This is a genomic window from Streptomyces sp. NPDC059247 (genome assembly GCF_042754005.1).
Classification (GTDB): Bacteria; Actinomycetota; Actinomycetes; order Streptomycetales; family Streptomycetaceae; genus Streptomyces.
Window position 1 is genome coordinate 139,897 of the sequence record NZ_JBHYZW010000007.1, and the last position, 23,424, is coordinate 163,320.

A 23,424-nucleotide genomic window follows, 5' to 3' on the forward strand; every position below is an offset into this window, starting at 1 on the left:
GCGATCAGATGACCACTTCGACGCCCTCGCCAGGAGGATTACCTGATACCCGTTCGGACTCAAGAGCGTTCTGAAGGATGATCACGGCGGCTGCCTGGTCGATGACGGACCGTCCCTTCTTCGCCTTCACCCCGGAGGCCCGCAGTCCCTGCGTCGCGGTGACCGTGGTCATCCGCTCGTCGACCAGCCGGACCGGCACCGGGGCGATGCCCTTGGCCATCTCCCCCGCGAAGGCACGGACCTTGACCGCGGCCGGGCCCTCCCGCCCGCTGAGCGAGCGGGGCAGGCCCACGACGACCTCGATCGGCTCGTACTCCGCGACGATCTGGCGGAGCCGCCGGTGGGCGGCCGGGACGTCACGCCCCGGCACGGTCTCCACCGGCGTGGCGAGGACCCCGTCGGGGTCGCACGAGGCGACCCCGATCCGGGCGTCCCCTACGTCCACCGCGATACGGCGGCCGCGGCGCATCGTCACGCCGTCTCCCCCACGAGGCGCTCGACGGCGGCGATGGCGTCGCCGACGGCCGCCGGGTCCTGACCGCCGCCCTGGGCGACGTCCGGCTTGCCGCCGCCACCGCCACCGAGGGTCTTGGCGGCGGTGCGCACCAGCTCACCGGCCTTGAGACCGCGCTCGCGGGCGGCCTCGTTGGTGGCGATGACCGTCAGCGGCTTGCCGCCCACGGTGGTGAAGAGGGCGACGACGGCCGGACGGCCGCCGGAGATGCGCCCGCGCACGTCGAGGACCAGCTTGCGCAGGTCGTCGGCGCCGGTGCCGTCCGGGACCTGACCGGTCACGAGGGCCACCCCGCGCACGTCCCGGGCGGAGTCGACCAGACCGGCGGCGGCCTGGAGGACCTTCTCCGCACGGAACTTCTCGATCTCCTTCTCGGCGTCCTTCAGCTTGCCGAGCATCGCGGAGATCTTGTCGGGCAGCTCCTCCGGACGTCCCTTGACCAGCTCCTGGAGCTGGGCGACGACCGTGTGCTCCCGGGCGAGGAAGTGGTACGCGTCGACGCCGACGAGGGCCTCGATGCGGCGCACGCCGGAACCGATGGAGGACTCGCCGAGCAGCTTCACCAGACCCAGCTGGGCGGTGTTGTGCACATGGGTGCCACCGCACAGCTCCTTGGAGAAGTCGCCGATGGTGACGACCCGGACCTGCTCGCCGTACTTCTCGCCGAACTCGGCGATGGCGCCCTGGCGCTTGGCCTCGTCGATCGGCATGACCTCGGCGTGGACCTCCAGCTCGCGCGAGAGGACCTCGTTGATCTTCTGCTCGACGTCGGTGAGGACGGCGCCGGGGACGGCGTTCGGCGAACCGAAGTCGAAGCGGAAGCGGCCGGGCTGGTTCTCGGAACCGGCCTGGGCGGCCGTCGGGCCGAGGGCGTCGCGCAGCGCCTGGTGGGTGAGGTGGGTGGCCGAGTGGGCGCGGGCGATGGCCCGGCGGCGGCGCACGTCGATGGCGGCGTAGGCGGTGGCGCCCACCGTCACCTCGCCGACCTGCACGGAACCCTTGTGCACGGAGACGCCCGGGACCGGCTGCTGGACGTCACGGATCTCGATGACCGCGCCCGAGTGCAGCCTGATGCGGCCCTGGTCGGCGATCTGGCCGCCGCCCTCGGCGTAGAAGGGGGTGCGGTCGAGGACGACCTCGACCTCGTCGCCCTCGGAGGCGGCGGGCGAGGGGACGCCGTTGACGAGGAGACCGACGACCGTGGTCTCGCCCTCGGTGTTGGTGTAGCCGGTGAACTGGGTGGCGCCGCTGGTGTCGGCGATCTCCCGGTAGGCGGTGACGTCGGCGTGGCCGGTCTTCTTGGCCCTGGCGTCGGCCTTGGCCCGGTCCCGCTGCTCCTTCATCAGGCGGCGGAAGCCGTCCTCGTCCACGGAGAGGCCCTGCTCGGCGGCCATCTCCAGCGTGAGGTCGATCGGGAAGCCCCAGGTGTCGTGGAGCAGGAACGCCTTGTCGCCGGAGAGGACCGAGCCACCGGTGGCCTTGGTCTCGGTGACGGCGGTGTCGAGGATGTTGGTGCCGCCCTTGAGGGCCTTGAGGAAGGCGACCTCCTCGGCGAGCGCCACGGTCTCGATGCGCTTGCGGTCGGTGATCAGCTCCGGGTACTGCTCGCCCATCGTGTCGATCACGGTGTCGACGAGCTCCTGGACGACCGGCCCGGTGGCGCCGAGCAGGCGCATGTTGCGGACGGCGCGGCGCATGATGCGGCGCAGCACGTAGCCGCGGCCCTCGTTGCCCGGGGTGACGCCGTCACCGATGAGCATCACGGAGGTGCGCATGTGGTCGGCGACCACGCGCAGCGAGACGTCGCTGTCGTGGGCCTTGCCGTAGGCGACACCGGTCAGCTCGGTGGCCTTGTCGATGACGACCTGGAGGGTGTCCGTCTCGTACATGTTCTGGACGCCCTGGAGGATCATCGCCAGGCGCTCCAGGCCGAGGCCCGTGTCGATGTTCTTCGAGGGCAGCTCGCCGAGGATCGGGAAGTCGTCCTTGCCGGAGCCCTCGCCGCGCTCGTACTGCATGAAGACCAGGTTCCAGATCTCCACGTACCGCTCGTCGTTGACGGCCGGGCCGCCCTCGACGCCGAACTCGGGGCCGCGGTCGTAGTTGATCTCGGAGCACGGGCCGCAGGGTCCGGGGACGCCCATCGACCAGTAGTTGTCCGCCTTGCCGAGGCGCTGGATGCGCTCGGCGGGGACGCCGACGACGTCACGCCAGATCTGCTCGGCCTCGTCGTCCTCCTGGTAGACCGTGATCCAGAGCTTCTCCGGCTCCAGCCCGTAGCCGCCGTGCTCCACCGGGGAGGTCAGCAGCTCCCAGGCGAGCTTGATGGCGCCTTCCTTGAAGTAGTCGCCGAAGGAGAAGTTGCCGCACATCTGGAAGAACGTGCCGTGGCGGGTGGTCTTGCCGACCTCTTCGATGTCGGGCGTGCGCACGCACTTCTGCACGCTGGAGGCGCGCGAGAAGGGCGGCTTGACCTCACCCAGGAAGTAGGGCTTGAAGGGCACCATGCCCGCGGGGACGAGCAGCAGAGTCGGGTCGTCCGCGATGAGCGACGCCGAAGGGACGACGGTGTGCCCGCGCTCCTCGAAGAAGCTCAGCCAGCGGCGGCGGATTTCAGCCGACTCCATCAGTGGTCCTCATTCCGGTTGTACGAGATCGTGGGAATTACGTGCGGGGTGGGGTGCGCGGTGGGCCCGAGGGCGGTCCTGCGGCGCGGCTCGGGAAGCTCCCGGCCCGGCTCGGCGGGCGTGTCCAGACCGAGTGCCTCCTCCAGCTCCGCCTCTCGCTGGACCATGCCCGCCCTGACGTCGAGGGCGAAGTCCTTGAGACGGTGGCCGGTCTCGACCGCCTTGTTCGCCGCCTGGGCCGCGAGGCTCTCGGGGGTCAGCTGCTTGAGCTTCCGGTTGACCTTGGTGGTGGCCCACACGCCGGCGGCTGCGCCGGCCGTGAACCAGAACGTACGGCGGAACATCGGGTTCAGCCCTTCTGCTTCCGGCGTCGTGAGGACGGCACGGTACGGCCTACGATCACCGTGCGCCGCCCGCGCGGCTCGGGCGCGCCCCCGTCGGCGCCCCGGTCCCGGCCGAGCGCCTTGCGCACGCCGTAGCCGAAGGCGGCGACCTTGACGAGCGGGCCGCCGAAGGTGGAAGCGACGGTGGAGGAGAGCGCGGAGGCGTTGGAGGTGACTTCCTGGACGTCGGTGGCGATGGCGTCGACCCGGTCGAGCTGGGTCTGCGCCGAGCGCACGGTCGCGGAGGCGTCGGCCAGCAGGGGAACGGCCTGCTCGGTCACGTCCGCCACCAGCCTGGTGGTCGCCCTGAGCGTCTGCGCCAGCCTCACCAGCACCACGGCGAGGAAGGAGACCAGGATCGCCCAGAAGACGGCCACCAGAATCCCGGCAACCTCTCCACCGGTCACTCTGCACCGCTCCCTGTTGTCGTCGGGCCCTTGCGAAAATACGTCTCCCGAGCCTATCGCGCCCCGACTGTCCCGCCGCACCGCATTACCGGACGCGGAAGAGGGGAGCGACCGAGCCGATTGTACGGAGTGCGCGCGGGTGGGTACGCTCCGTGTCCCATGCGACGGAGCAATCTCCCGGCGGAGCTGAATCGGTTCGTCGGACGGGCCGCCGAGCGGGCCGCGCTGACGGCGCTCCTCGACACGTCCCGGCTGGTCACGGTCGTGGGAGTGGGGGGCGTCGGCAAGACCCGGCTCGTCCTGCGCGTCGCCACCGAGATGCAGAAACGCTACGGCGCCGGGGTCCGGCTCGCCGCGCTCGCACCGCTGCGCGACCCCGCTCTCCTCGCGCACGCCCTGGTCGAGGCGCTGGGTCTCACCGACCACACCCCCCGCACCGCCCGCGAGGTGCTCCTCCACCGGCTCGCGGAGGGCGAGACGCTCCTGGTGGTGGACGGCTTCGAGCACCTGGCGGAGCCCTGCGCGGCGCTCCTGCGGGAGCTGCTCGAACACGCCCCCGGGCTCACCGTGCTCGCCGCCGGGCGCCGGGCGCTGCGGGTGCCGGGCGAGGCGGTCCTGCCGCTGGCTCCGCTGGACGCGGCGGACGCGGCGGCGCTGCTCGCCGAGCGGGCGCGGGAGGCGGGGGCCCCGGCGCTGCCGGGAGACGCCCCGGCCGCCGGGTGGCCGGGCCCGGCCGGGGGCGCGGCGGCGGTGGCCGAGCTGTGCCGACGCCTCGACGGTCTTCCGCTGGCCCTGGAACTGGCGGCGGGACGGCTGCCGCTGCTCTCCGTCGAGCAGGTGCTGCACCGCCTCGACGACCGGTTCCGGCTCCTCTCGGACGGTGCTCCCGGTGCCCTGCCCCGGCACCGGACGCTGCGCACGGCGATCGGCTGGAGCCACGAGCTGTGCACCCCGGAGGAGCGGCTGCTGTGGGCGCGGCTCTCGGTCTTCCCCGGGCCCTTCGACCTGGAGGCGGTGGAGTACGTGTGCGGGGGCCCGGAGCTGGCGCCCGAGCGGGTGTTCGACGTGCTCGGGGGGCTGCTCGCGCAGTCGCTCCTGGTCCGGGAGGACAGTCCCGTGGGCCCGGTGTACCGGATGCTCGACACGGTCGCCGCGTACGGGGCGGAGTGGCTGGCGGCACTGGGCGACACCGAGCGGATGCGGCGGCGGCACCGGGACTGGTACGTGGGCCTCGCCACCTGGTGCGAACTGGAGTGGTTCAGCCCGCGCCAGCCGGAGGTGGCGGTCCGCGTCGAGACGGCGCTCCCCCATCTGCGGGCGGCGCTCGACCTGTGTCTGGAACTCCCGGAGGACGCGCATCTGGCCCAGCACCTGGCGGGCACCCTCTGGTTCGCGTGGGCGGGCTGCGGGCGCCTGTCGGAGGGGCGGCACTGGCTGGAGCGGGCGCTGGCGCCGGAGTCGGAGTCGGAGCACGGGGCGGCGCGGCTGAAGGCGCTGTGGGTGCTGGGGTACGTGACGGTGCTGCAGGGCGACCGGGCGGCGGCGGTGGCGGCGCTCCACGAGTGCCGGGAGGGGGCCAGGGCCTCGGGGCACGCGCTCGCGGAGGCGTACGCGACGCACCGGATGGGCTGTCTGGCGCTGCTCACGGACGACCTGCCCCAGGCCGAGGAGCTGATCGGCCGGGCCCTCGACGCCTACCGGGAGCTGGGCGAGCTGAACAGCAATGTGCTCATGGGGCAGGTGGAACTGGGCATGGCGCGGGCCTTCCGGGGCGATCTGGAGGGGGCGGTCGCGCTCTGCCGCGAGGTGCGGGAGATCTGCCGGGAGAGCGGTGAGCTGTGGACCCGGGCGTACGCGCTCTACGTCCTGGGGTACGCGGCGTGGACGCGGGGCGCGCTGGCGGAGGCGCGGGAGCTGCTGACCGAGTGCGTGCTGATCAACCACACGTTCCGGGACCTGGTGGGGCTCGTCCTCGCGGTGGAACTGCTGGCGCTGGTGACGGTGAGCGGGGGCGATCCGGTGGAGGCGGCCGTCCTTCAGGGGGCGGCGGCGGCGATGTGGGACGCGGTGGGCGTGCGGTTCTTCGGTTCGGCGGCGTTCGACGGGCCGCGGGCGCTGTGCGAGCGGCGGGCGGCGGAGGCGCTGGGGCCGGTGGCCTTCGAGGCGGCGTGCGGTGAGGGCCGGGGGCTCTCGGCGGCGGAGGCGGTGGAGCGGGCGCTCGCGGCGGGCCGGGGTCCGGGCGGCGGCGCTCCGGCGTCGGCTCCGCGTCCCTTCCGTACGGCGGGGCCGGGGGCGGTCCCGGGAACGCGGAAGCCCGCCGGCTCCCCCACCTTCAAGGGCGGGGAAGCGGCGGGCTGAACACCGCGGGGGTGGTACGACGCCGTGCTGGGATCAGCGGGCGTAGTACTCGACGACCAGCTGCTCGTCGCAGATGACCGGGATTTCCTTGCGGTTCGGGTCGCGGTCGAGGCGGAAGGCCAGGGCCTTCAGGTTGACCTGCAGGTAGCGCGGGGTCTCACCGTCGGCGGCGAAGCCACCCTCACGGGCGACCTCGAACAGCGGCTTGGTGCGGCTGCGCTCGCGGACCATCACGACGTCGTCGGGACGGACGCGGAACGACGGCTTGTCGACCTTGCCACCGTTGACCTGGATGTGGCCGTGGACGACCATCTGGCGGGCCTGGTAGATGGTGCGGGCGATGCCCGAACGCAGGACCAGGGCGTCGAGGCGACGCTCGAGCTCGACGACCAGCGCCTCGCCCGTCTTGCCTTCGGCCTTCTTGGCGCGGTCGTAGGCGCGGGCCATCTGGCGCTCGCTGATGTCGTACTGGGCGCGCAGACGCTGCTTCTCGAGCAGACGGACCTTGTAGTCCGAGTTCTGCTTGCGGCCACGGCCGTGCTCGCCCGGCGGGTAGGGGCGGGCCTCGAAGTACTTGACGGCCTTGGGGGTCAGCGCGATGCCGAGGGCACGCGACTTCTTGACCTTGGGACGGGACTGGTTCGGCATGAACCAACCTCTCTCATGGATACGAAAACGGCTTCACCAGGGTTCAGGGAGGTCGCATCCGCAGCCGGGGAAACCCGCGGGTCCGTACGGGACGGGCCTGCCGGGCAGCCGCCCCCAGGTCTGGGCACATACGTGCAGCACGCGAACGACCCATCGCCACTCCCGGGCGTCCGGGGGGTGATGGGTGGCACGCGACACCTTCGAAGGTGCGCGACGCTCCTGGAAACCCCGCCCGGAGGGGCCGGGTCTCCTGCTGACTGTCCCGTTCTGGTGGTGCCGACCGGAGCCGGACACGGGACGCAGCGATCCGGACCAGTGTACCGGTTCCGGAAGGCGCCCTCGCACGGAGGGCCGGGTGCCGGGCCGCGCGGGTGGGCGGCCCCCCTCGGGGCCCGGCCCCCGTCACCCGTCCGTCAGCCGCTCTCGCCCCTCAGCCGCTCCCGCACCCGCTCCACCACGTCCGCGTACCGCGCCTCCGCCCCGTACCGGGTGGGCTCGTAGTACCGCTTGCCGTGGACGGTGTCCGGCGCGTACTGCTGGGCCGCGATGCCGCCCGGCACGTCGTGCGGGTACACGTACCCCTGGGCGTGGCCCAGCTTGGCCGCGCCCTTGTAGTGCCCGTCGCGCAGATGCGGCGGGACGGAACCCGCCAGACCGCCCCGCACATCGGCGAGGGCGGCTCCGATCGCGGTCGTCGCCGCGTTCGACTTCGGGGCCAGGGCCAGGGCGATGGTCGCGTGGCTCAGGGTGAGCGCCGCCTCGGGGAAACCGATCATGGCAACGGCCTGGGCCGCCGCCACGGCGATCGGCAGGGCGCCGGGGTCCGCGAGACCGATGTCCTCGCTCGCGGAGATCATCAGGCGCCGGGCGATGAACCTCGGGTCCTCCCCCGCCTCGATCATCCGCGCCAGGTAGTGCAGGGCCGCGTCCACGTCCGAGCCCCGGATCGACTTGATGAGGGCGCTGGCCACGTCGTAGTGCTGGTCGCCGTCCCGGTCGTACTTCACCGCCGCCCGGTCGACGGTCTCCTCGACCGTCCCGAGGGTGATCTCCGGCTCCCCCTTGGCGAGGGCGGCGCCCGCCGCCGCCTCCAGGGCCGTCAGGGCGCGCCGGGCGTCGCCGCCCGCGACCCGCAGCAGATGGGCCTCGGCGTCCTGCGGGAGGGTCACCGCCCCGCCGAGCCCGCGCTCGTCGGTGAGCGCCCGGGCCAGCAGGGCGCGCAGGTCGTCGTCGGTCAGCGGCTCCAGGGTGAGGAGCAGCGACCGGGAGAGGAGCGGGGAGATCACCGAGAAGTACGGGTTCTCCGTGGTGGCGGCGATGAGCGTCACCCAGCGGTTCTCCACGGCGGGCAGGAGCGAGTCCTGCTGGGCCTTGGAGAAGCGGTGGATCTCGTCGAGGAAGAGGACGGTCTCCTTGCCGTACCCCCCGACCGCGCGGCGGGCCCCGTCGATGACGGCGCGGACCTCCTTGACGCCCGCGGTGATCGCGGACAGCTCCACGAACCGCTTCTCGGTGGCCTTCGACACCACGTACGCCAAGGTGGTCTTGCCGGTGCCGGGCGGGCCCCAGAGGATCACGGAGGAGGCTCCCGCGGGGCCTCCGGCGCCGTCCCCGACGAGCCGCCGCAGCGGTGAGCCGGGCCTGAGCAGATGCTGCTGGCCCACCACCTCGTCGAGGGTGCGCGGGCGCATCCGGACGGCCAGCGGGCTGCCGGCGGGGTCCTTCTCCTGGCGGTCTTCCGCCGCTGCGGTAAAGAGGTCGGGCTCCACAGTCATGAAGCCTAGGTCACGGCACCGACAGCCCGGCGGCCGTCAGCTGGTCCAGAAGTCCCACCAGCGGGTCAGGATCAGCATCCCGATGATCCCGATGTGCAGGACGGGCAGCACCCAGGTGAACTCGTCGAAGAAGGTCCGCAGGCCGGCGGGGGCGGGGATCGCGCCCCGGCGCACGTTGTGCGAGGTCACGTACCAGAACATGACGATGGTGGCGACCCAGGCCAGGCAGCACCAGAGGCAGAGCGAGTTAATCTCGTACAGCGACTGGTACATCAGCCAGGTGCAGAAGCCGACGCCGAAGAGCGTGCCCGCGTTGAGGCCGAGCCAGTACCAGCGGCGGTAGCGGGCCCCGGCGAGGAGGCCCACCCCGATGGCCACGACCATGGCGTACGTCACGAGGCCGAGCAGCGGGTTGGGGAAGCCGAAGACCGAGGCCTGCTCGCTCTTCATGATGTTGCCGCAGGAGACGATCGGGTTCAGGCTGCACCCCGGGGTGAAGGAGGGGTCCTCCAGGAGCTTGAACTTGTCGATGGTGATGACCCAGGCGGCGAGCACGCCGGCCGCTCCGGTGATCACGAGGAGCCACGCGAGGGCCTTGCCCGCCCCGATCGTGTCCCCGCCGTTCCGGCCGGACGCGGCCTCGTCCACCGCTGCCTTCGTCATGTCGTCTTGTTCCCTCGGTCTCGGGCTGCTGGGCAGGGGTCATTGTGCCGTACGGGGCCCGGCCCGCACCGTTCGCGGGGGATAAGTGAGGGGGGCGTAAGGGCGAACGGAAGGGGCCGGGCCACGCGTGCGCGTGGCCCGGCCCCTTCCGGCCGTTCGCGGTGTGTCAGGCGAGCCGGTCCCGGACCGCGTCGAGGAGGTCCGCCACGGCGACGGCCCGCTGCTCGCCGGACTCCATGTCCTTGAGCTGGACGACGCCCTCGGCGAGGTCGCGCTCACCGGCGACGACGGCGAGGCGGGCGCCCGAGCGGTTGGCGTCCTTCATGGCACCCTTGAGGCCCTTGCCGCCGAAGGAGAAGTCCGCGGCGACGCCCTCCCTGCGCAGCTCGGTGACCTTGCCGAAGAGGATCCGGCGCGCCTCCTCGCCGATGGCCACGGCGAAGACGCTGGTGGCGGACGGCAGGTCGAGCTCGACGCCCTCGGCCTCCAGGGCGAGGACCGTGCGGTCGACGCCGAGCGCCCAGCCCACGGACGGCAGCGCGGGGCCGCCGATCATCTCGGAGAGGCCGTCGTAGCGACCGCCGCCGCCGACCGCGGACTGCGAGCCGAGGCCGTCGTGGACGAACTCGAAGGTGGTCCGGGTGTAGTAGTCCAGGCCGCGCACCAGCCTGGGGTCGTCCTCGAAGACCACGCCCGCCGCGGTGATCAGGGCGCGCACCTCCTCGTGGTAGGCGGCGCAGGCCTCGCACAGGTGGTCGCGGAGGAGCGGGGCGTCGACGAGCTGCTTCCGTACGGCCTCGCGCTTGTCGTCGAGGACGCGCAGCGGGTTGATCTCGGCGCGGCGCAGGGTCTCCTCGTCGAGGTCGAGGCCGCGCAGGAAGGTCTGGAGGACCTCCCGGTAGACGGGGCGGCACTCCTTGTCGCCGAGCGAGTTCAGCAGGATGCGGAAGTCGCGCAGGCCGAGGGAGCGGTAGGCCTCGTCGGCCAGGATGATCAGCTCGGCGTCGAGCGCCGGGTCCTCGGCGCCGATCGCCTCGGCGCCGACCTGCGAGAAGTGACGGTAGCGGCCCTTCTGCGGGCGCTCGTAGCGGTAGTACGAGCCGGAGTACCAGAGCTTGACGGGCAGGTTGCCCTGCTTGTGGAGGTTGGCCTCCAGGGCGGCGCGGAGCACGGACGCGGTGCCCTCGGGGCGCAGGGCGAGCCGGTCGCCGCCCTTGGTCTCGAAGGCGTACATCTCCTTGCTCACGATGTCCGTGGACTCGCCGACACCGCGGGCGAAGAGGTTCACGTCCTCGAAGCCGGGGGTCTCGACGTAGCCGTAGCCGGACCTGCGCAGCGGCGCGGAGATGGCCTCGCGGACCGCGAGGTACGTCGCCGAGTGCGGCGGGATCAGGTCGTACGTGCCCTTGGGGGCCTTGAAGGTGCTCACGTAGGTCGTCACATTCCTCGTCGGGGAGCCTTCGTGCCGTTGCTCCCTTGGCGGCTCGCGGCCACGTCCCGCAGATAGGGGTTGGTGGCGCGCTCCTGGCCGATGGTCGTCTGGGGACCGTGTCCCGACAGCACCACGGTCGAGTCGTCGAGCGGCAGGCACACGCGGGCCAGCGAAGCGAGCATCTCGTCCATGTCACCGCCGGGCAGGTCGGTGCGTCCGACGGAGCCGGCGAACAGCAGGTCCCCGGAGAAGAACACGGAGGGGATCTCCGTGGTCTCCGGCATCCTGAAGGCCACCGACCCCTTGGTATGGCCGGGCGCGTGGGCGACGGAGAACTCCAGACCGGCGAGGTGCAGCGCGGCGCCGTCGGTGAGCTCCCGCACGTCGTCGGGCTCTCCCACGGTCAGCTCGCCCATGAGGGGCATCCCGATGGAGCGGCCGAGGGCCTTCTCCGGGTCGCTCATCATGTAGCGGTCGGACGGGTGGATCCACGCGGGGACGTCGTGCGCGCCGCAGACGGGGACGACGGAGGCGACGTGGTCGATGTGTCCGTGGGTGAGGACGACGGCGACGGGCTTGAGGCGATGCTTCTTCAGCGTCTCCTCGACTCCCTGGGCTGCCTGGTGGCCCGGGTCGATGATGACGCACTCCTCGCCCGCGGCGGGGGCGACCAGGTAGCAGTTGGTCCCCCAGGCCCCGGCCGGGAACCCGGCAATCAGCACGTTCGTCCTTAGTTGTCGTCCGGCGGTGGGCTCGAAAAATCCCGTGGAACGCGGGATCCAGCAGATCAGAGCCTACCGGCGGTGCCGGTTCCACAGCCAACCCGTATACGGTACGGGCACATCCGGCCAGGACAGGAACAGACGAGCGAGGGAGCGGATCCGGTGGTCACGAGCGATCAGCGGCGGCGGCAGCTTGCCAGGGAGAAGTACGCGCGGCAGCAGCAGCGGCGCGAGGAACACCAGCGCAAGGCGAAGCGTCGCAACGCCGTCGTCGCGGCGGCCCTCGCGGTGGTCCTCGCGGCAGGCGGCGCGGTGTACGCGTCCGTGGCGCTGACGGACGACGACAAGAAGGGTTCGGACGCCGGGGCGGCGCCGGAGGGCACGCCCTCGGCCCCGGGACCCTCGGCGAGCGAGCCCGCGGCCCCGGAGCCGCAGATGGCGGTCGACGCCAAGGCCACGTACGCCATGGCGCTCGACACGAACGAGGGTGCCGTGACCTTCACCATGGACGCGGCGAAGACCCCGCGCACGGTGAACTCGTTCAAGTACCTCGCCGACAAGAAGTACTTCGACGGGACCAAGTGCCACCGGCTCACCACGCAGGGCATCTTCGTGCTCCAGTGCGGCGACCCCAAGGGCGACGGCACCGGCGGCCCCGGCTACAACATCCCGGACGAGAACCTGACCGCGCTGGGCAAGGCGGGCGCGGACGGCTCGGTGACCTTCCCCGCCGGTACGGTGGCCATGGCCAACACCGGGCAGCCGGGCACCGGCGGCTCGCAGTTCTTCCTGGTCTACAAGGACACGAAGCTGCCGCCGACGTACACCCCGTTCGGCAAGATCGACGCCGCCGGGCTGAAGGTCGTGCAGAAGGTGGCGGCGGCCGGTGTCGAGGGCGGTGCCGCGGACGGCGCCCCGAAGAAGGCCGTCACCGTCGCGAAGGCGTCCGTGACGAAGAAGTGAGCCCGGGGTCCGCACCCGCGCGGGACCGGCGAATCTCGGTCGCGCTGAGTGCGGACAGCCGGGGCGCGGTTCGCCTAGATTGGCGTTGTGCAGCGTTGGGCCGTAGGCCGCGCTGCGGAAGGCGGGCGAGGCCCGCCGGGAAACTGTGGACGATGCCCGGGGGGTACCACCCCACGACGGCATCATGGTGAGGAGGCGCTGTGAGCAGCGACCCGTGGGGCCGCGTCGACGAGACGGGCACCGTGTACGTGCGGACGGCCGAGGGCGAGAAGGTCGTCGGATCGTGGCAGGCCGGCACCCCTGAGGAGGCCCTGGCCTACTTCGAGCGCAAGTACGAGGGCCTGGTGGTCGAGATCGGCCTCCTCGAGAAGCGGGTGAGGACCACCGACCTCTCGGCGAAGGACGCCACGACGGCGATCGAGCACATCCGGCAGCAGGTCGACGAGCACCACGCCGTCGGTGACCTGGCCGCGCTCGCCACCCGGCTGGACAAGCTCGTCGGGACGGTCGACTCGCGCCGCGAGGAGCGCAAGGTCCAGAAGGCCAAGCAGACCGACGAGGCGCGCATCGCCAAGGAGAAGCTGGTCGTCGAGGCCGAGGAGCTGGCCCAGAGCGAGCAGTGGCGCTCGGCGGGCGAGCACCTGCGGGCCCTGGTGGACACCTGGAAGGGCCTTCCCCGGCTCGACCGGAAGTCCGACGACGAGCTGTGGCACCGCTTCTCGCACGCCCGCTCGGCGTTCTCGAAGCGGCGCAAGGCCCACTTCGCCGCGCTGGACTCCCAGCGCGAGGACGCTCGCAAGGTCAAGGAGCGTCTGGTCACCGAGGCGGAGTCGCTGTCCCGTTCGACCGACTGGGGCGGCACGGCGGCGCGCTACCGCGAGCTGATGACGGACTGGAAGGCGGCGGGCCGGGCGCAGCGCGAGCACGAGGACGATCTGTGGAACCGTTTCCGCGGTGCCCAGGACGTGTTCTTCGCGGCGCGCGGCGAGGTCTTCGCCGAGCGGGACTCGGAGCAGACGGAGAACCTGAAGCTGAAGGAGGACCTCGCCGCCGAAGCCGAGAAGCTGGTGCCGGTGACGGACCTGAAGGCGGCCCGTGCGGCCTTCCGCTCCCTCAACGAGCGCTGGGAGGCCATCGGGCACGTGCCCCGGGACGCACGTCCCAAGGTCGAGGGCCGGATGCACACGGTGGAGCGGGCGATCCAGGAGGCCGAGGAGGGCGAGTGGCGCCGGACGAACCCGGAGGCGCGCGCGCGTGCCGCGGGTCTGACCGGTCAGCTCCAGGACGCGGTGGAGAAGCTGCGCAAGCAGATCGACGCGGCCCGTGCCGCGGGCAACGACGCGAAGGCCGACAAGCTCTCCCGTGAGCTGGAGGGCCGCCAGGCCCTGCTCGACCAGGCGCTGAAGGGCCTGGTGGAGTTCGGCGGCTGAGGCCCCGGCGATCCGTGCGAGGAAGGCCCCCCGGCGTGCTGCCGGGGGGCCTTCCTCGTGGTGTGCCGTGGGCGGCGGGGCCGCCGGGCGGGTCTCCGGACAGGTCTCCGGGCGGGTCCCCGTGCCGGTCTGCCGGACCCCGGGCTCGCGGAGCGGTCCGAGACGCCCGGGCCTACGGCCTGCGGGCCGAGGTGACGCGGTACACGTCGTAGACGCCCTCGACGCCCCGGACGGCCTTCAGGACGTGCCCCAGGTGCTTCGGGTCGCCCATCTCGAAGGTGAAGCGCGAGGTGGCCACCCGGTCGCGGGAGGTCTGGACGGCCGCCGAGAGGATGTTGACGTGCTGGTCCGAGAGGACCCGGGTGACGTCCGACAGGAGCCTGGACCGGTCCAGCGCCTCGACCTGGATGGCGACCAGGAAGACGGACGACTGGGTGGGGGCCCACTCGACCTCCAGGATCCGCTCGGGCTCCCGCGAGAGCGACTCCACGTTGACGCAGTCGCTGCGGTGGACCGACACGCCGCTGCCCCGGGTGACGAATCCGATGATCGGGTCGCCGGGCACGGGGGTGCAGCAGCGGGCCAGCTTGACCCAGACGTCCTCGACGCCCTTGACGACGACGCCGGGGTCGGAGTTGGCGCGGCGCTTGGAGCGGCCCCGGACGGGCGGCGCGGTCTCGTCGATGTCCTCGGTGGCGGCCTCCTCGCCGCCGAGGGCCTGGACGAGCTTCTGCACGATGGACTGGGCGGTGACATGACCCTCGCCGATCGCCGCGTACAGCGAGGAGATGTCGCTGTAGCGCAGCTCGTGCGCGAGGGTGACGAGGGAGTCGCCGGTCAGGATCCGCTGGATCGGCAGGTTCTGCTTGCGCATGGCCCGCGCGATGGCGTCCTTGCCCTGCTCGATGGCCTCGTCGCGGCGCTCCTTGGAGAACCAGCCACGGATCTTGTTGCGGGCGCGCGGGGACTTGACGAAGCCCAGCCAGTCGCGGGAGGGACCGGCGCCCGCCGCCTTGGAGGTGAAGACCTCGACCAGGTCGCCGTTGTCGAGGGTCGATTCCAGCGGCACCAGGCGTCCGTTGACCCGCGCCCCTATGGTGCGGTGGCCGACCTCGGTGTGGACCGCGTACGAGAAGTCGACGGGGGTGGCTCCGGCGGGCAGGGCGATGACATCGCCCTTGGGGGTGAAGACGAAGACCTCGTTGCGCGAGAGGTCGAAGCGCAGCGACTCCAGGAACTCGCTGGGGTCCTCGGTCTCCTTCTGCCAGTCGAGGAGCTGCCGCAGCCACGCCATGTCGTTGAGGTGGTCGTCCTTGCCGGTCTTCTTCGGCACGTCGGCGCGGACCTTGGAGGCGCCCGCGACGGCCTCCTGCTTGTACTTCCAGTGCGCGGCGATGCCGTACTCGGCGCGCCGGTGCATGTCGAAGGTGCGGATCTGGAGCTCGACGGGCTTGCCGTTGGGTCCGATGACCGTCGTGTGCAGCGACTGGTACATGTTGAACTTCGGCATCGCGATGTAGTCCTTGAACCGGCCGGGGACCGGGTTCCATCGCGCGTGGACGGTGCCGAGCGCCGCGTAGCAGTCGCGGACGGTGTCCACGAGGACGCGGATGCCGACCAGGTCGTAGATCTCCGCGAAGTCACGGCCGCGGACGATCATCTTCTGGTAGACGCTGTAGTAGTGCTTGGGGCGGCCGGTGACGGTGGCCTTGATGCGGGCGGCGCGGAGGTCGGCCTGGACCTCGTCGGTCACTATGGCGAGGTACTCGTCCCGCTTGGGGGCGCGCTCGGCGACGAGCCGGACGATCTCGTCGTACATCTTGGGGTAGAGGATCGCGAAGGCGAGGTCCTCCAGCTCCCACTTGATGGTGTTCATGCCCAGCCGGTGCGCCAGCGGGGCGTAGATCTCCAGGGTCTCGCGGGCCTTCTTCTCCTGCTTCTCCCGCTTGAGGTAGCGCATGGTGCGCATGTTGTGCAGGCGGTCGGCGAGCTTGATGACCAGGACGCGCGGGTCCTTGGCCATGGCGACGACCATCTTGCGGACGGTCTCGGCCTGCGCCGCCTCGCCGAACTTGACCTTGTCGAGCTTGGTGACACCGTCCACGAGCAGGGCGACCTGGTCGCCGAAGTCGCGGCGGAGGGTGTCGAGGCCGTACTCGGTGTCCTCGACGGTGTCGTGCAGGAGTCCCGCCATCAGGGTCGCCGGGTCCATCCCCAGCTCGGCGAGGATGGTGGTGACGGCGAGCGGGTGCGTGATGTACGGGTCGCCGCTCTTGCGCTTCTGGCCCCGGTGCCAGCGCTCGGCGACCTGGTAGGCCCGCTCGACCTGGCGGAGCGTGGCCGTCTCGATCTTCGGGTCGTTGGACCGGACGATCCGCAGCAGCGGTTCGAGGACCGGGTTGTACGGGGAGGAGCGCTGGACGCCCAGCCGGGCGAGACGGGCGCGGACGCGGTTGGACGAGCCGCCGGAGCGGCCGGGCGCGGCCGGAGCGGGCCGTACGGGCGCGGGCGCCGGGGTCCCGGGGGCCGGTGCGGCAGGCGTGGGCCCGGTCTCCGCCGGCTTGTTCTGGGGCGTGCCCGTCCCCTGCGCTGCCTGGTCGGCCTTCGGGTCGGGCTGCGCGGCGGAGAGTGACTGGGCCTCGTCTGGCAAGAGCGCTCCTCGTGCGGTTCCGGGTCCCCCGGTCAGGCCCGGAGATCCCATGGTATCGAGCCGGGGGGCGCGCTGCTCACGCGCCCGGGGCGCGGACGTGCCCGCTCGCGCGTCGCTTCCGCTCCCGGAGTACCGGACCGGCGCACTCCGGAAAACGAGGGGGGCGCCCCGGGAATTCCCCGGAGCGCCCCCGTCACGGGCCTGGGCCCGGCGTCAGACGGTGATCAGCGCGGTGAGCGGCGCCCCCTTCAGGGCGGGCTCCAGCCGGGCGCGGCCCGGCAGGAAGCCGAGCTCCATGAGGACCGCGACGCCCGCGACCTCGGCGCCCGCGCGCCGGATGAGCTCCAGCGAGGCCTCGGCCGTCCCTCCGGTGGCGAGGACGTCGTCGATGACCATCACGCGGTCGCCCGCGGCCAGGTCCTCGGCGTGCACCTCGATCTCGGCGGTGCCGTACTCCAGCTCGTACGCCTGGCGGAGCGTCGCCCCGGGGAGCTTTCCGGCCTTGCGGACCGGGATGAAGCCCAGGCCCGCGCGGACGGCCACCGGGGCGGCCAGGATGAAGCCGCGCGCCTCCAGGCCGACGATCTTCGTCGCGCCGTGCGCGGAGCACAGGGCGGCGAGGGCGTCGGTGAGGGCGGTGAACGCCTCCGGGTCCGCGAGCAGCGGGGTGATGTCCTTGAACAGCACGCCCGGCTTCGGGTAGTCGGGGACGTCACGGATGCGGCTGAGCAGGAGCCCGGTGACGTCCGGGGCCTCGGCGGTCATCCTCGGTGCTCCTGGGCGCGGCCCCGGCGGCCGGCCTGCGAGCCGACCACGGCGGCCTCGGACAGCTCGTCGCCGTCGTCGAGGGACTCGCCCTTGGCGGCGGCTGCGGCCCGCTTGGCGAGGACGCGCTTCTTCATCGCCTTGATCGCCGGGTCGCGTTCCTTGAGGTCCGCGACGAGCGGGGTGGCGATGAAGATCGACGAGTACGCGCCGGCGGCGAGGCCGACGAACAGCGACAGCGAGATGTCGTTGAGCATTCCCGCGCCGAGGACACCGCCACCGATGAAGAGCAGGCCCGCGACCGGCAGCAGCGCGACGACGGTGGTGTTGATCGAACGGACCAGGGTGCCGTTGATCGAGCGGTTGGCCAGCTCGCTGTAGGTGAAGCGGGTCTGCTTGGTGACGTCCTTCGTCGACTCCTTGAGGGAGTCGAAGACGACCACGGTGTCGTACAGCGAATATCCGAGGATCGTCAGCAGACCGATGACCGTACCGACGGTGACCTCGAAGCCGACCAGCGAGTAGATGCCGACCGTGATGGTGAGGTCGTGGATCAGGGCGATGAGCGCCGCGACCGCCATTCTCCACTCGAAGGCGATGGCCAGGTAGATCACCACGAGGATCATGAAGACCGCCAGGCCGGTCCAGGCCTTGTTGGCGATCTGCTCTCCCCAGCTGGGACCGACCAGCTCGGCGGCGATCTTGTCCTCGGGGACGGCGAGGTCCTTGGCCAGCTCCGTGCGGACCTGGTCGGACTGCGCGGTGTCGAGGCCGCCGACCTGGATGCGCAGGGAGCCGTTGCCGAGCTGCTGGACGATCGCGTCGTGGCCGGAGGCCTCTTCCGCGTACTCCTGGGCCTGGGTGACGCTGACGTTCGACTTCGGGGTGGTGAAGACGGCGCCGCCCTGGAACTCGATGCCCATGTTGACGCCGCGGACGGCCAGGGCGGCGATGGCGGTGATCGTGATCAGGATGGACAGGCCATACCAGATCTTGCGGTTGCCGATGAAGTCGTATCCGATTTCACCGCGGTGGAGCCGGGCACCGAGATCTCCGAGCTTCGACATCTCACGCCTCCTTCGGGTCGACAGGGCCAGAGGCGGTGGCACGGCGGGTACGGCGCAGCGGCGGCTGGGCGCCCAGGCGCTTCGGGTCCAGGCCGGACCAGGCGTGGCCGTTGCCGAAGAACTTGGTCCGCGCGAGGAGCGTCATGACCGGCTTGGTGAAGAAGAACACCACGACGACGTCGAGCAGGGTGGTCAGGCCGAGCGTGAACGCGAAGCCCTGGACCTTGCCGACGGTGACGACGAAGAGCACGGCCGCGGCCAGGAACGACACGAAGTCGGAGACCAGGATGGTGCGGCGGGCGCGCGGCCAGGCGCGCTCGACGGCCGGGCGGAGCGTACGGCCCTCGCGGAGTTCGTCGCGGATGCGTTCGAAGTACACGATGAACGAGTCCGCGGTGATGCCGATGGCGACGATGGCGCCGCAGACGGCCGGCAGGTTCAGCGCGAAGCCGATGGCCGGGCCGAGCAGGGCCATGATCACGTAGGTGAGCAGCGCGGAGACGCCGAGGCTGAGGATGGCGATCATCGACAGGCCGCGGTAGTAGGCCACCAGGTAGATGATCACGAGACCGAGGCCGATGGCGCCGGCGATCAGACCGGCCTCCAGCTGGTCGCCGCCGAGCGCGGCGGTGACGGTGTCGACGCTCTGGGTCTGGAAGGACAGCGGCAGGGCGCCGTAGGACAGGATGTTGCCGAGGTCCTGGGCGGACTGCTGGTTGAAGCTGCCGGAGATCTCGGCGCTGGCGCTGAGGGTCTGGCGCACCGAGGGGGCCGAGACGACCTCGCCGTCGAGGACGATCGCGAAGCGGTTCTGCGGGTCGGTCTGGGTCGACAGCTTGCCGGTGATCGACTGGAACTTCTTCGAGCCGGAGCCCGTGAAGTCCATGGTGACGATCCACATGCCGCGCTGCTGGTCGAAGACGCCCTTGGCGTCGTCGACGTCACGGCCCTCGACCTCGGCCGGGCCGAGGATGTACTTCGACCAGACGCCGGGGCCGTCCTCACCGCAGGCGACGGTGGGCTCGGCGGGCTTGACGCCCTGGCCCGCGGAGGTCCGCTGCTTGGGGTCGAGGCAGTTCAGCTCGGTGAACTTCTTCTGGAGCGCCGCGGTGGCCGCGTCGGGCTTCGGGGCCTCCGTGGGGGTGCCCGTGGCCTTCGGCGTCGCGGAGGCGGTGGCCGTGGCCGTGGCGGTGGGGCTCGGGGCCTTGAGGGCCTCGGTGAGCGCGCGGCCCTGGGTGGCGCCGGGCGACGGCGTCTTCCCGCCGACGGTCGCGCCGGAGGCGGTCGGCGTCGGCTTGGCCGAGGGGGAGCCGGTGGAGTCGGCGGTCGGCGCGGGCACGGGCGCGCCGTTCGTCACCGCGAGAACGGGCCGGAAGTAGAGCTGGGCGGTGGTGCCGACCTGCTCACGGGCCTGCTTCTCGTTCGTCCCGCGAGGGATGTTGACGATGATGTTCTCGCGGCCCTGGGTCTGGACCTCTGCCTCGGAGACACCCAGACCGTTGACACGGCGCTCGATGATGTCGACCGCGGTGTTCATGTTGGTCTCGTTGACCGCCGACTCCTGGCCCGGCTCGGCCTTGGCCTTGAGCGTGATCGACGTGCCACCGGCGAGGTCGATGCCCAGGCGCGGGGTGGTGTGCCCCGACCAGAACATCCCGCCGGTGAGCGCGACCATGGCGATCAGGATGAGTGCCAGGGCGCGGCCCGGCCGGCTCTGTCCCCCCGCCGGCCTTCGGCCCTTCTTCGGTGCTGCCACCTGTCGTATCTCCCTGTCCAACCGTCCCGCGCCGGGTGTGCGCGGGACGGCCACGAAGTGTGTGTGGGGACCATCCCCCGCAGACGTGGAACCGTTCCGGGGACACCGCGCGCGCCCGGTGGGCGGGTGCGGTGTCCCCGGCCGCGACTACTTCGCGTCGGTCTCGCCGTCGGTCTTGCCGTCCTTCTGCCCCTCGGTCGCGGCCTCGGCCGCGTCCGCCTTCTTCGTCAGGTCGGCCTTCGGCGCCGCGTCCTCGGTCTCCGTGGCGTCGGCGGCCTCGGTCAGCGAGGAGGCGTCGTCCGGGACGACCGTGTCGGTGTCCGACGCCTCGTCCTCTTCCTCGTCGCCGTGGACGATCCGGTTGTACTCGGAGTCGTCGAGGACCGCGCCGATGGAGTTCTTGGCGTAGACCGCGTGCACGCCGGGGGCGACCTCCAGGAGGACGGTCTCGTCGCCGATCTCCTTGACCGTGGCGTACATCCCCCCGATCGTCCGCACGCCGGTACCGGGCTGCATGTCGTCACGCATCTTCGCCGCCGCCTGCTGCTTCTTCTTGGCGGAGCGGGTCATCAGGAACATGGCCCCGATGAGGACGATGAAGGGGAGGAGGGTCACGATGTTCACGGGACGGGTTTCCTTCGCATGGTCGCGGAGAACCGCGGCCTGATCTTCGGGGGTGGGCGCGCCGACCGGAAAGGGCGGCATCGGCGGAGTCTAGGCGAGTCCGCATCGATGGAACAACGTCCAGCATCGCACCCCGGTTCCTGCGCGGGCGAGTGTCCGCACCGTCACGCCCCGAAGAGCCCCTGTTGTCCGCTTCCTGGCACCGCCGGGCCCGCTGCCTGCGGCGGAACGAGTCCGAGGTGGGCCCAGGCCGCCGGAGTGGCGACCCGGCCACGGGGCGTACGGGCCAGCAGACCCTCCCGTACGAGGAAGGGTTCGGCGACCTCCTCGACGGTCTCGCGCTCCTCCCCCACGGCGACGGCGAGGGTCGAGAGGCCGACGGGGCCGCCGCCGAAGAGCTTGAGCAGTGCCTCCAGGACGGCCCGGTCGAGCCGGTCGAGGCCGCGTGCGTCGACCTCGTAGACGCGGAGGGCGGCCTCGGAGATCTCCCGGGTGATGACGCCGTCCGCCTTGACCTGGGCGTAGTCGCGGACCCGGCGCAGGAGGCGGTTGGCGATGCGGGGGGTGCCCCGGGAGCGGCCGGCGATCTCGGCGGCGCCCGCGGGGTCGATCTCGACGTCGAGGAGGCCCGCGGAGCGGTGGACGACCCGCCGGAGCTCCCGGGGGTCGTAGAACTCCATGTGGCCGGTGAAGCCGAAGCGGTCGCGCAGCGGGGGCGGCAGGAGTCCGGCCCGGGTGGTGGCGCCGACCAGGGTGAACGGCGGCAGTTCCAGCGGGATGGCGGTGGCGCCGGGGCCCTTGCCGACGATGACGTCGACCCGGAAGTCCTCCATCGCCATGTAGAGCATCTCCTCGGCGGGCCGGGACATGCGGTGGATCTCGTCGAGGAAGAGGATCTCGCCCTCCTGGAGGGAGGAGAGGATCGCGGCGAGGTCCCCGGCGTGCTGGATGGCGGGGCCGGAGGTGATGCGGATCGGGGCGCCCATCTCGGCGGCGATGATCATCGAGAGGGTGGTCTTGCCGAGGCCCGGGGCGCCGGAGAGCAGGACGTGGTCGGCGGTGGCACCGCGCTGGCGGGCGGCCCTGAGGACCAGGTCGAGCTGCTGGCGGACCTTCTCCTGGCCGACGAACTCGCTGAGGTCCTTGGGGCGCAGGGCCGCCTCGACGGCCTGGTCGTCGCCCTCGGCGGCGGCTCCGACGAGCCGTGCCCCGTCCTCGGGGGCCTCGGCTGCGGTGTCGTCGTCCCAGTTCACGGTGGATGCCTTCTCGTTCGTACGGCCCGGTGGGCCGGGGTGGCTCAGCGGGTCCGGTTGAGGGTCTGCAGGGCGGCGCGCAGCAGCTGCGGCACGGGCGCGGTGCCGGTCTCGGCGAGGGCGGCCTCGGCCTGCGGCGTGACGGCGCTCACGGCCTCGTCGGCCTCGCGGCCGGCGTAGCCCAGGCCGATGAGGGCGGCGGAGAGCTGCTCGGTCCAGGGCGCGGGTCTGGTGGCGGCGGCGCGCTGGGCGCCGACCAGGCTGCCGCCGAGGGGGGCGCCGAGCTTGTCCTTCAGTTCGAGGAGGAGTTTCTGGGCGCCCCTCTTGCCGATGCCGGGGACGGCGGTGAGGGTCTTCTCGTCGCCGGTGGAGACGGCGAGGCGCAGGGTGTCGGGGCTGTGCGTCCCGAGCATGGCCTGGGCGAGGCGGGGGCCGACGCCGCTGGCGGTCTGGAGCAGTTCGAAGACCTGCCGCTCGTCGTCGTCGGCGAAGCCGTACAGGGTGAGGGAGTCCTCACGGACGACGAGGGAGGTGGCGAGCCGGGCGTCCTCGCCGATCCGCAGCCGGGCGAGGGTGGCCGGGGTGCACTGCACGGCCATCCCCACACCGCCGACCTGGATCACGGCGGTGGTGGGGGCGAGGGCGGCGACCTGGCCGCTGACGAAGGCGATCATCGGGTTCGGCCTTTCACGGCGGAGGGCTGTGGTGCGGCCGTCTGCTGGAGGCGGCTGCGGGCGACGGCCTGCTGGAGGCGGTTCTGGGCGGGGGCGCGCCAGATGTGGCAGATGGCGAGGGCGAGGGCGTCGGCGGCGTCGGCGGGCTTCGGGGGCGCGGAGAGCCGGAGCAGCCGGGTCACCATGGCTCCGACCTGGTCCTTGTCGGCGCGTCCGCTGCCGGTGACGGCGGCCTTGACCTCGCTGGGGGTGTGCAGCGCGACGGGGATGCCCCGGCGCGAGGCGCAGAGCATGGCGACGGCGCTCGCCTGGGCCGTGCCCATCACCGTACGCACGTTGTGCTGGCTGAACACCCGCTCCATGGCGACGAGTTCGGGCGAGAAGCGGTCGAGCCACTCCTCTATGCCGCGCTCGACGGCGACGAGCCGGGGGCCGATGTCGTCGCCGGGGGGCGTGCGGACCACTCCCACGCCGAGCATGGTCAGGGGACGTCCGGCGACGCCCTCGACGACGCCGACGCCGCACCGGGTCAGCCCGGGGTCCACCCCGAGGACGCGCACGTCGTCCCCCTTTCTTCGCTCATCTGTTTGTGCAGGCTATCGGCTGCCACCGACAACGCAGCGGGGGGGGGGGGGGGGGGGGCCCCCCCCCCCCCGGGGGGCCCCCCCGGGATGGAGATATGAGACGGGGCGAGAAACGCGCCGGAGGCGGAA

20 protein-coding genes are annotated in these 23,424 nt (G+C 72.0%); 3 read left to right on the forward strand and 17 right to left on the reverse strand.

Annotated features, from left to right (window positions below; genetic code table 11):
- Positions 1-4 precede the first annotated feature (4 nt).
- From ruvX to ACFXGN_RS15950, 4 genes are read right to left on the reverse strand one after another with little or no spacing between them, the layout of a single operon-like run.
- Positions 5-469: a Holliday junction resolvase RuvX gene (ruvX, locus tag ACFXGN_RS15935; RefSeq protein ID WP_384859178.1), complete on the reverse strand. Its 465-nt coding sequence runs from the start codon at positions 467-469 to the stop codon at positions 5-7.
- A 2-nt stretch (positions 470-471) separates the two neighbouring features.
- Positions 472-3,141: an alanine--tRNA ligase gene (gene alaS, locus ACFXGN_RS15940; protein WP_384858855.1), complete on the reverse strand. Its 2,670-nt coding sequence runs from the start codon at positions 3,139-3,141 to the stop codon at positions 472-474.
- Entirely contained in the window at positions 3,141-3,485 is a 345-nt protein-coding gene (locus ACFXGN_RS15945; RefSeq protein ID WP_384858858.1) for a DUF6167 family protein, read from the reverse strand. Before ACFXGN_RS15945 ends, alaS begins: the two co-directional genes overlap by 1 nt.
- A 5-nt stretch (positions 3,486-3,490) precedes the next feature.
- Positions 3,491-3,931 (reverse strand): DUF948 domain-containing protein, encoded by a 441-nt coding sequence (locus ACFXGN_RS15950; RefSeq protein ID WP_366442478.1) that lies wholly within the window; start codon positions 3,929-3,931, stop codon positions 3,491-3,493.
- A 159-nt stretch (positions 3,932-4,090) separates the two neighbouring features.
- On the opposite strand from ACFXGN_RS15950, the gene ACFXGN_RS15955 reads away from it, so the two are divergent.
- Positions 4,091-6,289 (forward strand): ATP-binding protein, encoded by a 2,199-nt coding sequence (locus ACFXGN_RS15955; protein WP_384858861.1) that lies wholly within the window; start codon positions 4,091-4,093, stop codon positions 6,287-6,289.
- Positions 6,290-6,322: 33 nt separating this feature from the next.
- Here ACFXGN_RS15955 and rpsD read toward each other — a convergent pair whose 3' ends face one another.
- The 5 genes from rpsD to ACFXGN_RS15980 form a co-directional block, all read right to left on the reverse strand.
- Entirely contained in the window at positions 6,323-6,937 is a 615-nt protein-coding gene (rpsD, locus tag ACFXGN_RS15960; protein WP_024758279.1) for a 30S ribosomal protein S4, read from the reverse strand.
- A gap of 413 nt (positions 6,938-7,350) precedes the next feature.
- The gene (locus ACFXGN_RS15965) at positions 7,351-8,706 is read right to left on the reverse strand and encodes a replication-associated recombination protein A (RefSeq protein ID WP_384859180.1); all 1,356 of its coding nucleotides are present in this window, start codon (positions 8,704-8,706) and stop codon (positions 7,351-7,353) included.
- Between the two features lie 42 nt (positions 8,707-8,748).
- Entirely contained in the window at positions 8,749-9,375 is a 627-nt protein-coding gene (locus tag ACFXGN_RS15970) for a vitamin K epoxide reductase family protein (RefSeq protein WP_384858864.1), read from the reverse strand.
- Positions 9,376-9,541: 166 nt separating this feature from the next.
- Positions 9,542-10,804: a histidine--tRNA ligase gene (hisS, locus tag ACFXGN_RS15975; RefSeq protein ID WP_384858865.1), complete on the reverse strand. Its 1,263-nt coding sequence runs from the start codon at positions 10,802-10,804 to the stop codon at positions 9,542-9,544.
- A gap of 8 nt (positions 10,805-10,812) precedes the next feature.
- Complete coding sequence (locus ACFXGN_RS15980) at positions 10,813-11,529, reverse strand: MBL fold metallo-hydrolase (RefSeq protein ID WP_384858867.1); 717 nt, start codon at positions 11,527-11,529, stop codon at positions 10,813-10,815.
- Positions 11,530-11,691: 162 nt separating this feature from the next.
- On the opposite strand from ACFXGN_RS15980, the gene ACFXGN_RS15985 reads away from it, so the two are divergent.
- Both ACFXGN_RS15985 and ACFXGN_RS15990 read left to right on the forward strand, forming a co-directional pair.
- Positions 11,692-12,492, forward strand: a complete 801-nt coding sequence (locus ACFXGN_RS15985) for a peptidylprolyl isomerase (RefSeq protein ID WP_384858869.1) — start codon at positions 11,692-11,694, stop codon at positions 12,490-12,492.
- 200 nt (positions 12,493-12,692) lie between these two features.
- Positions 12,693-13,922 carry a DUF349 domain-containing protein gene (locus tag ACFXGN_RS15990; RefSeq protein WP_384858872.1) on the forward strand — a complete coding sequence of 410 codons (1,230 nt, stop codon included), beginning with the start codon at positions 12,693-12,695 and terminating at the stop codon, positions 13,920-13,922.
- 172 nt (positions 13,923-14,094) lie between these two features.
- On the opposite strand, the gene ACFXGN_RS15995 is transcribed toward ACFXGN_RS15990, so the two are convergent.
- The 8 genes from ACFXGN_RS15995 to ruvC form a co-directional block, all read right to left on the reverse strand.
- Positions 14,095-16,572, reverse strand: a complete 2,478-nt coding sequence (locus ACFXGN_RS15995; protein ID WP_366442471.1) for a bifunctional (p)ppGpp synthetase/guanosine-3',5'-bis(diphosphate) 3'-pyrophosphohydrolase — start codon at positions 16,570-16,572, stop codon at positions 14,095-14,097.
- A gap of 213 nt (positions 16,573-16,785) precedes the next feature.
- On the reverse strand, positions 16,786-17,337 hold the full coding sequence (locus ACFXGN_RS16000) for an adenine phosphoribosyltransferase (protein ID WP_366442470.1): 552 nt from the start codon (positions 17,335-17,337) through the stop codon (positions 16,786-16,788).
- Positions 17,334-18,404 (reverse strand): protein translocase subunit SecF, encoded by a 1,071-nt coding sequence (gene secF / locus ACFXGN_RS16005; RefSeq protein ID WP_384858875.1) that lies wholly within the window; start codon positions 18,402-18,404, stop codon positions 17,334-17,336. The genes ACFXGN_RS16000 and secF overlap by 4 nt, the downstream gene beginning before the upstream one ends.
- Before the next feature lies 1 nt (position 18,405).
- Complete coding sequence (secD, locus tag ACFXGN_RS16010) at positions 18,406-20,160, reverse strand: protein translocase subunit SecD (protein ID WP_384858877.1); 1,755 nt, start codon at positions 20,158-20,160, stop codon at positions 18,406-18,408.
- Between the two features lie 147 nt (positions 20,161-20,307).
- Positions 20,308-20,784, reverse strand: a complete 477-nt coding sequence (gene yajC / locus ACFXGN_RS16015; protein ID WP_384858880.1) for a preprotein translocase subunit YajC — start codon at positions 20,782-20,784, stop codon at positions 20,308-20,310.
- Positions 20,785-20,948: 164 nt separating this feature from the next.
- Positions 20,949-22,037 (reverse strand): Holliday junction branch migration DNA helicase RuvB, encoded by a 1,089-nt coding sequence (ruvB, locus tag ACFXGN_RS16020; RefSeq protein ID WP_384858882.1) that lies wholly within the window; start codon positions 22,035-22,037, stop codon positions 20,949-20,951.
- Between the two features lie 44 nt (positions 22,038-22,081).
- Positions 22,082-22,711 carry a Holliday junction branch migration protein RuvA gene (ruvA, locus tag ACFXGN_RS16025; protein ID WP_384858884.1) on the reverse strand — a complete coding sequence of 210 codons (630 nt, stop codon included), beginning with the start codon at positions 22,709-22,711 and terminating at the stop codon, positions 22,082-22,084.
- Positions 22,708-23,271 carry a crossover junction endodeoxyribonuclease RuvC gene (gene ruvC, locus ACFXGN_RS16030; RefSeq protein WP_384858887.1) on the reverse strand — a complete coding sequence of 188 codons (564 nt, stop codon included), beginning with the start codon at positions 23,269-23,271 and terminating at the stop codon, positions 22,708-22,710. Before ruvC ends, ruvA begins: the two co-directional genes overlap by 4 nt.
- Positions 23,272-23,424 lie beyond the last annotated feature (153 nt).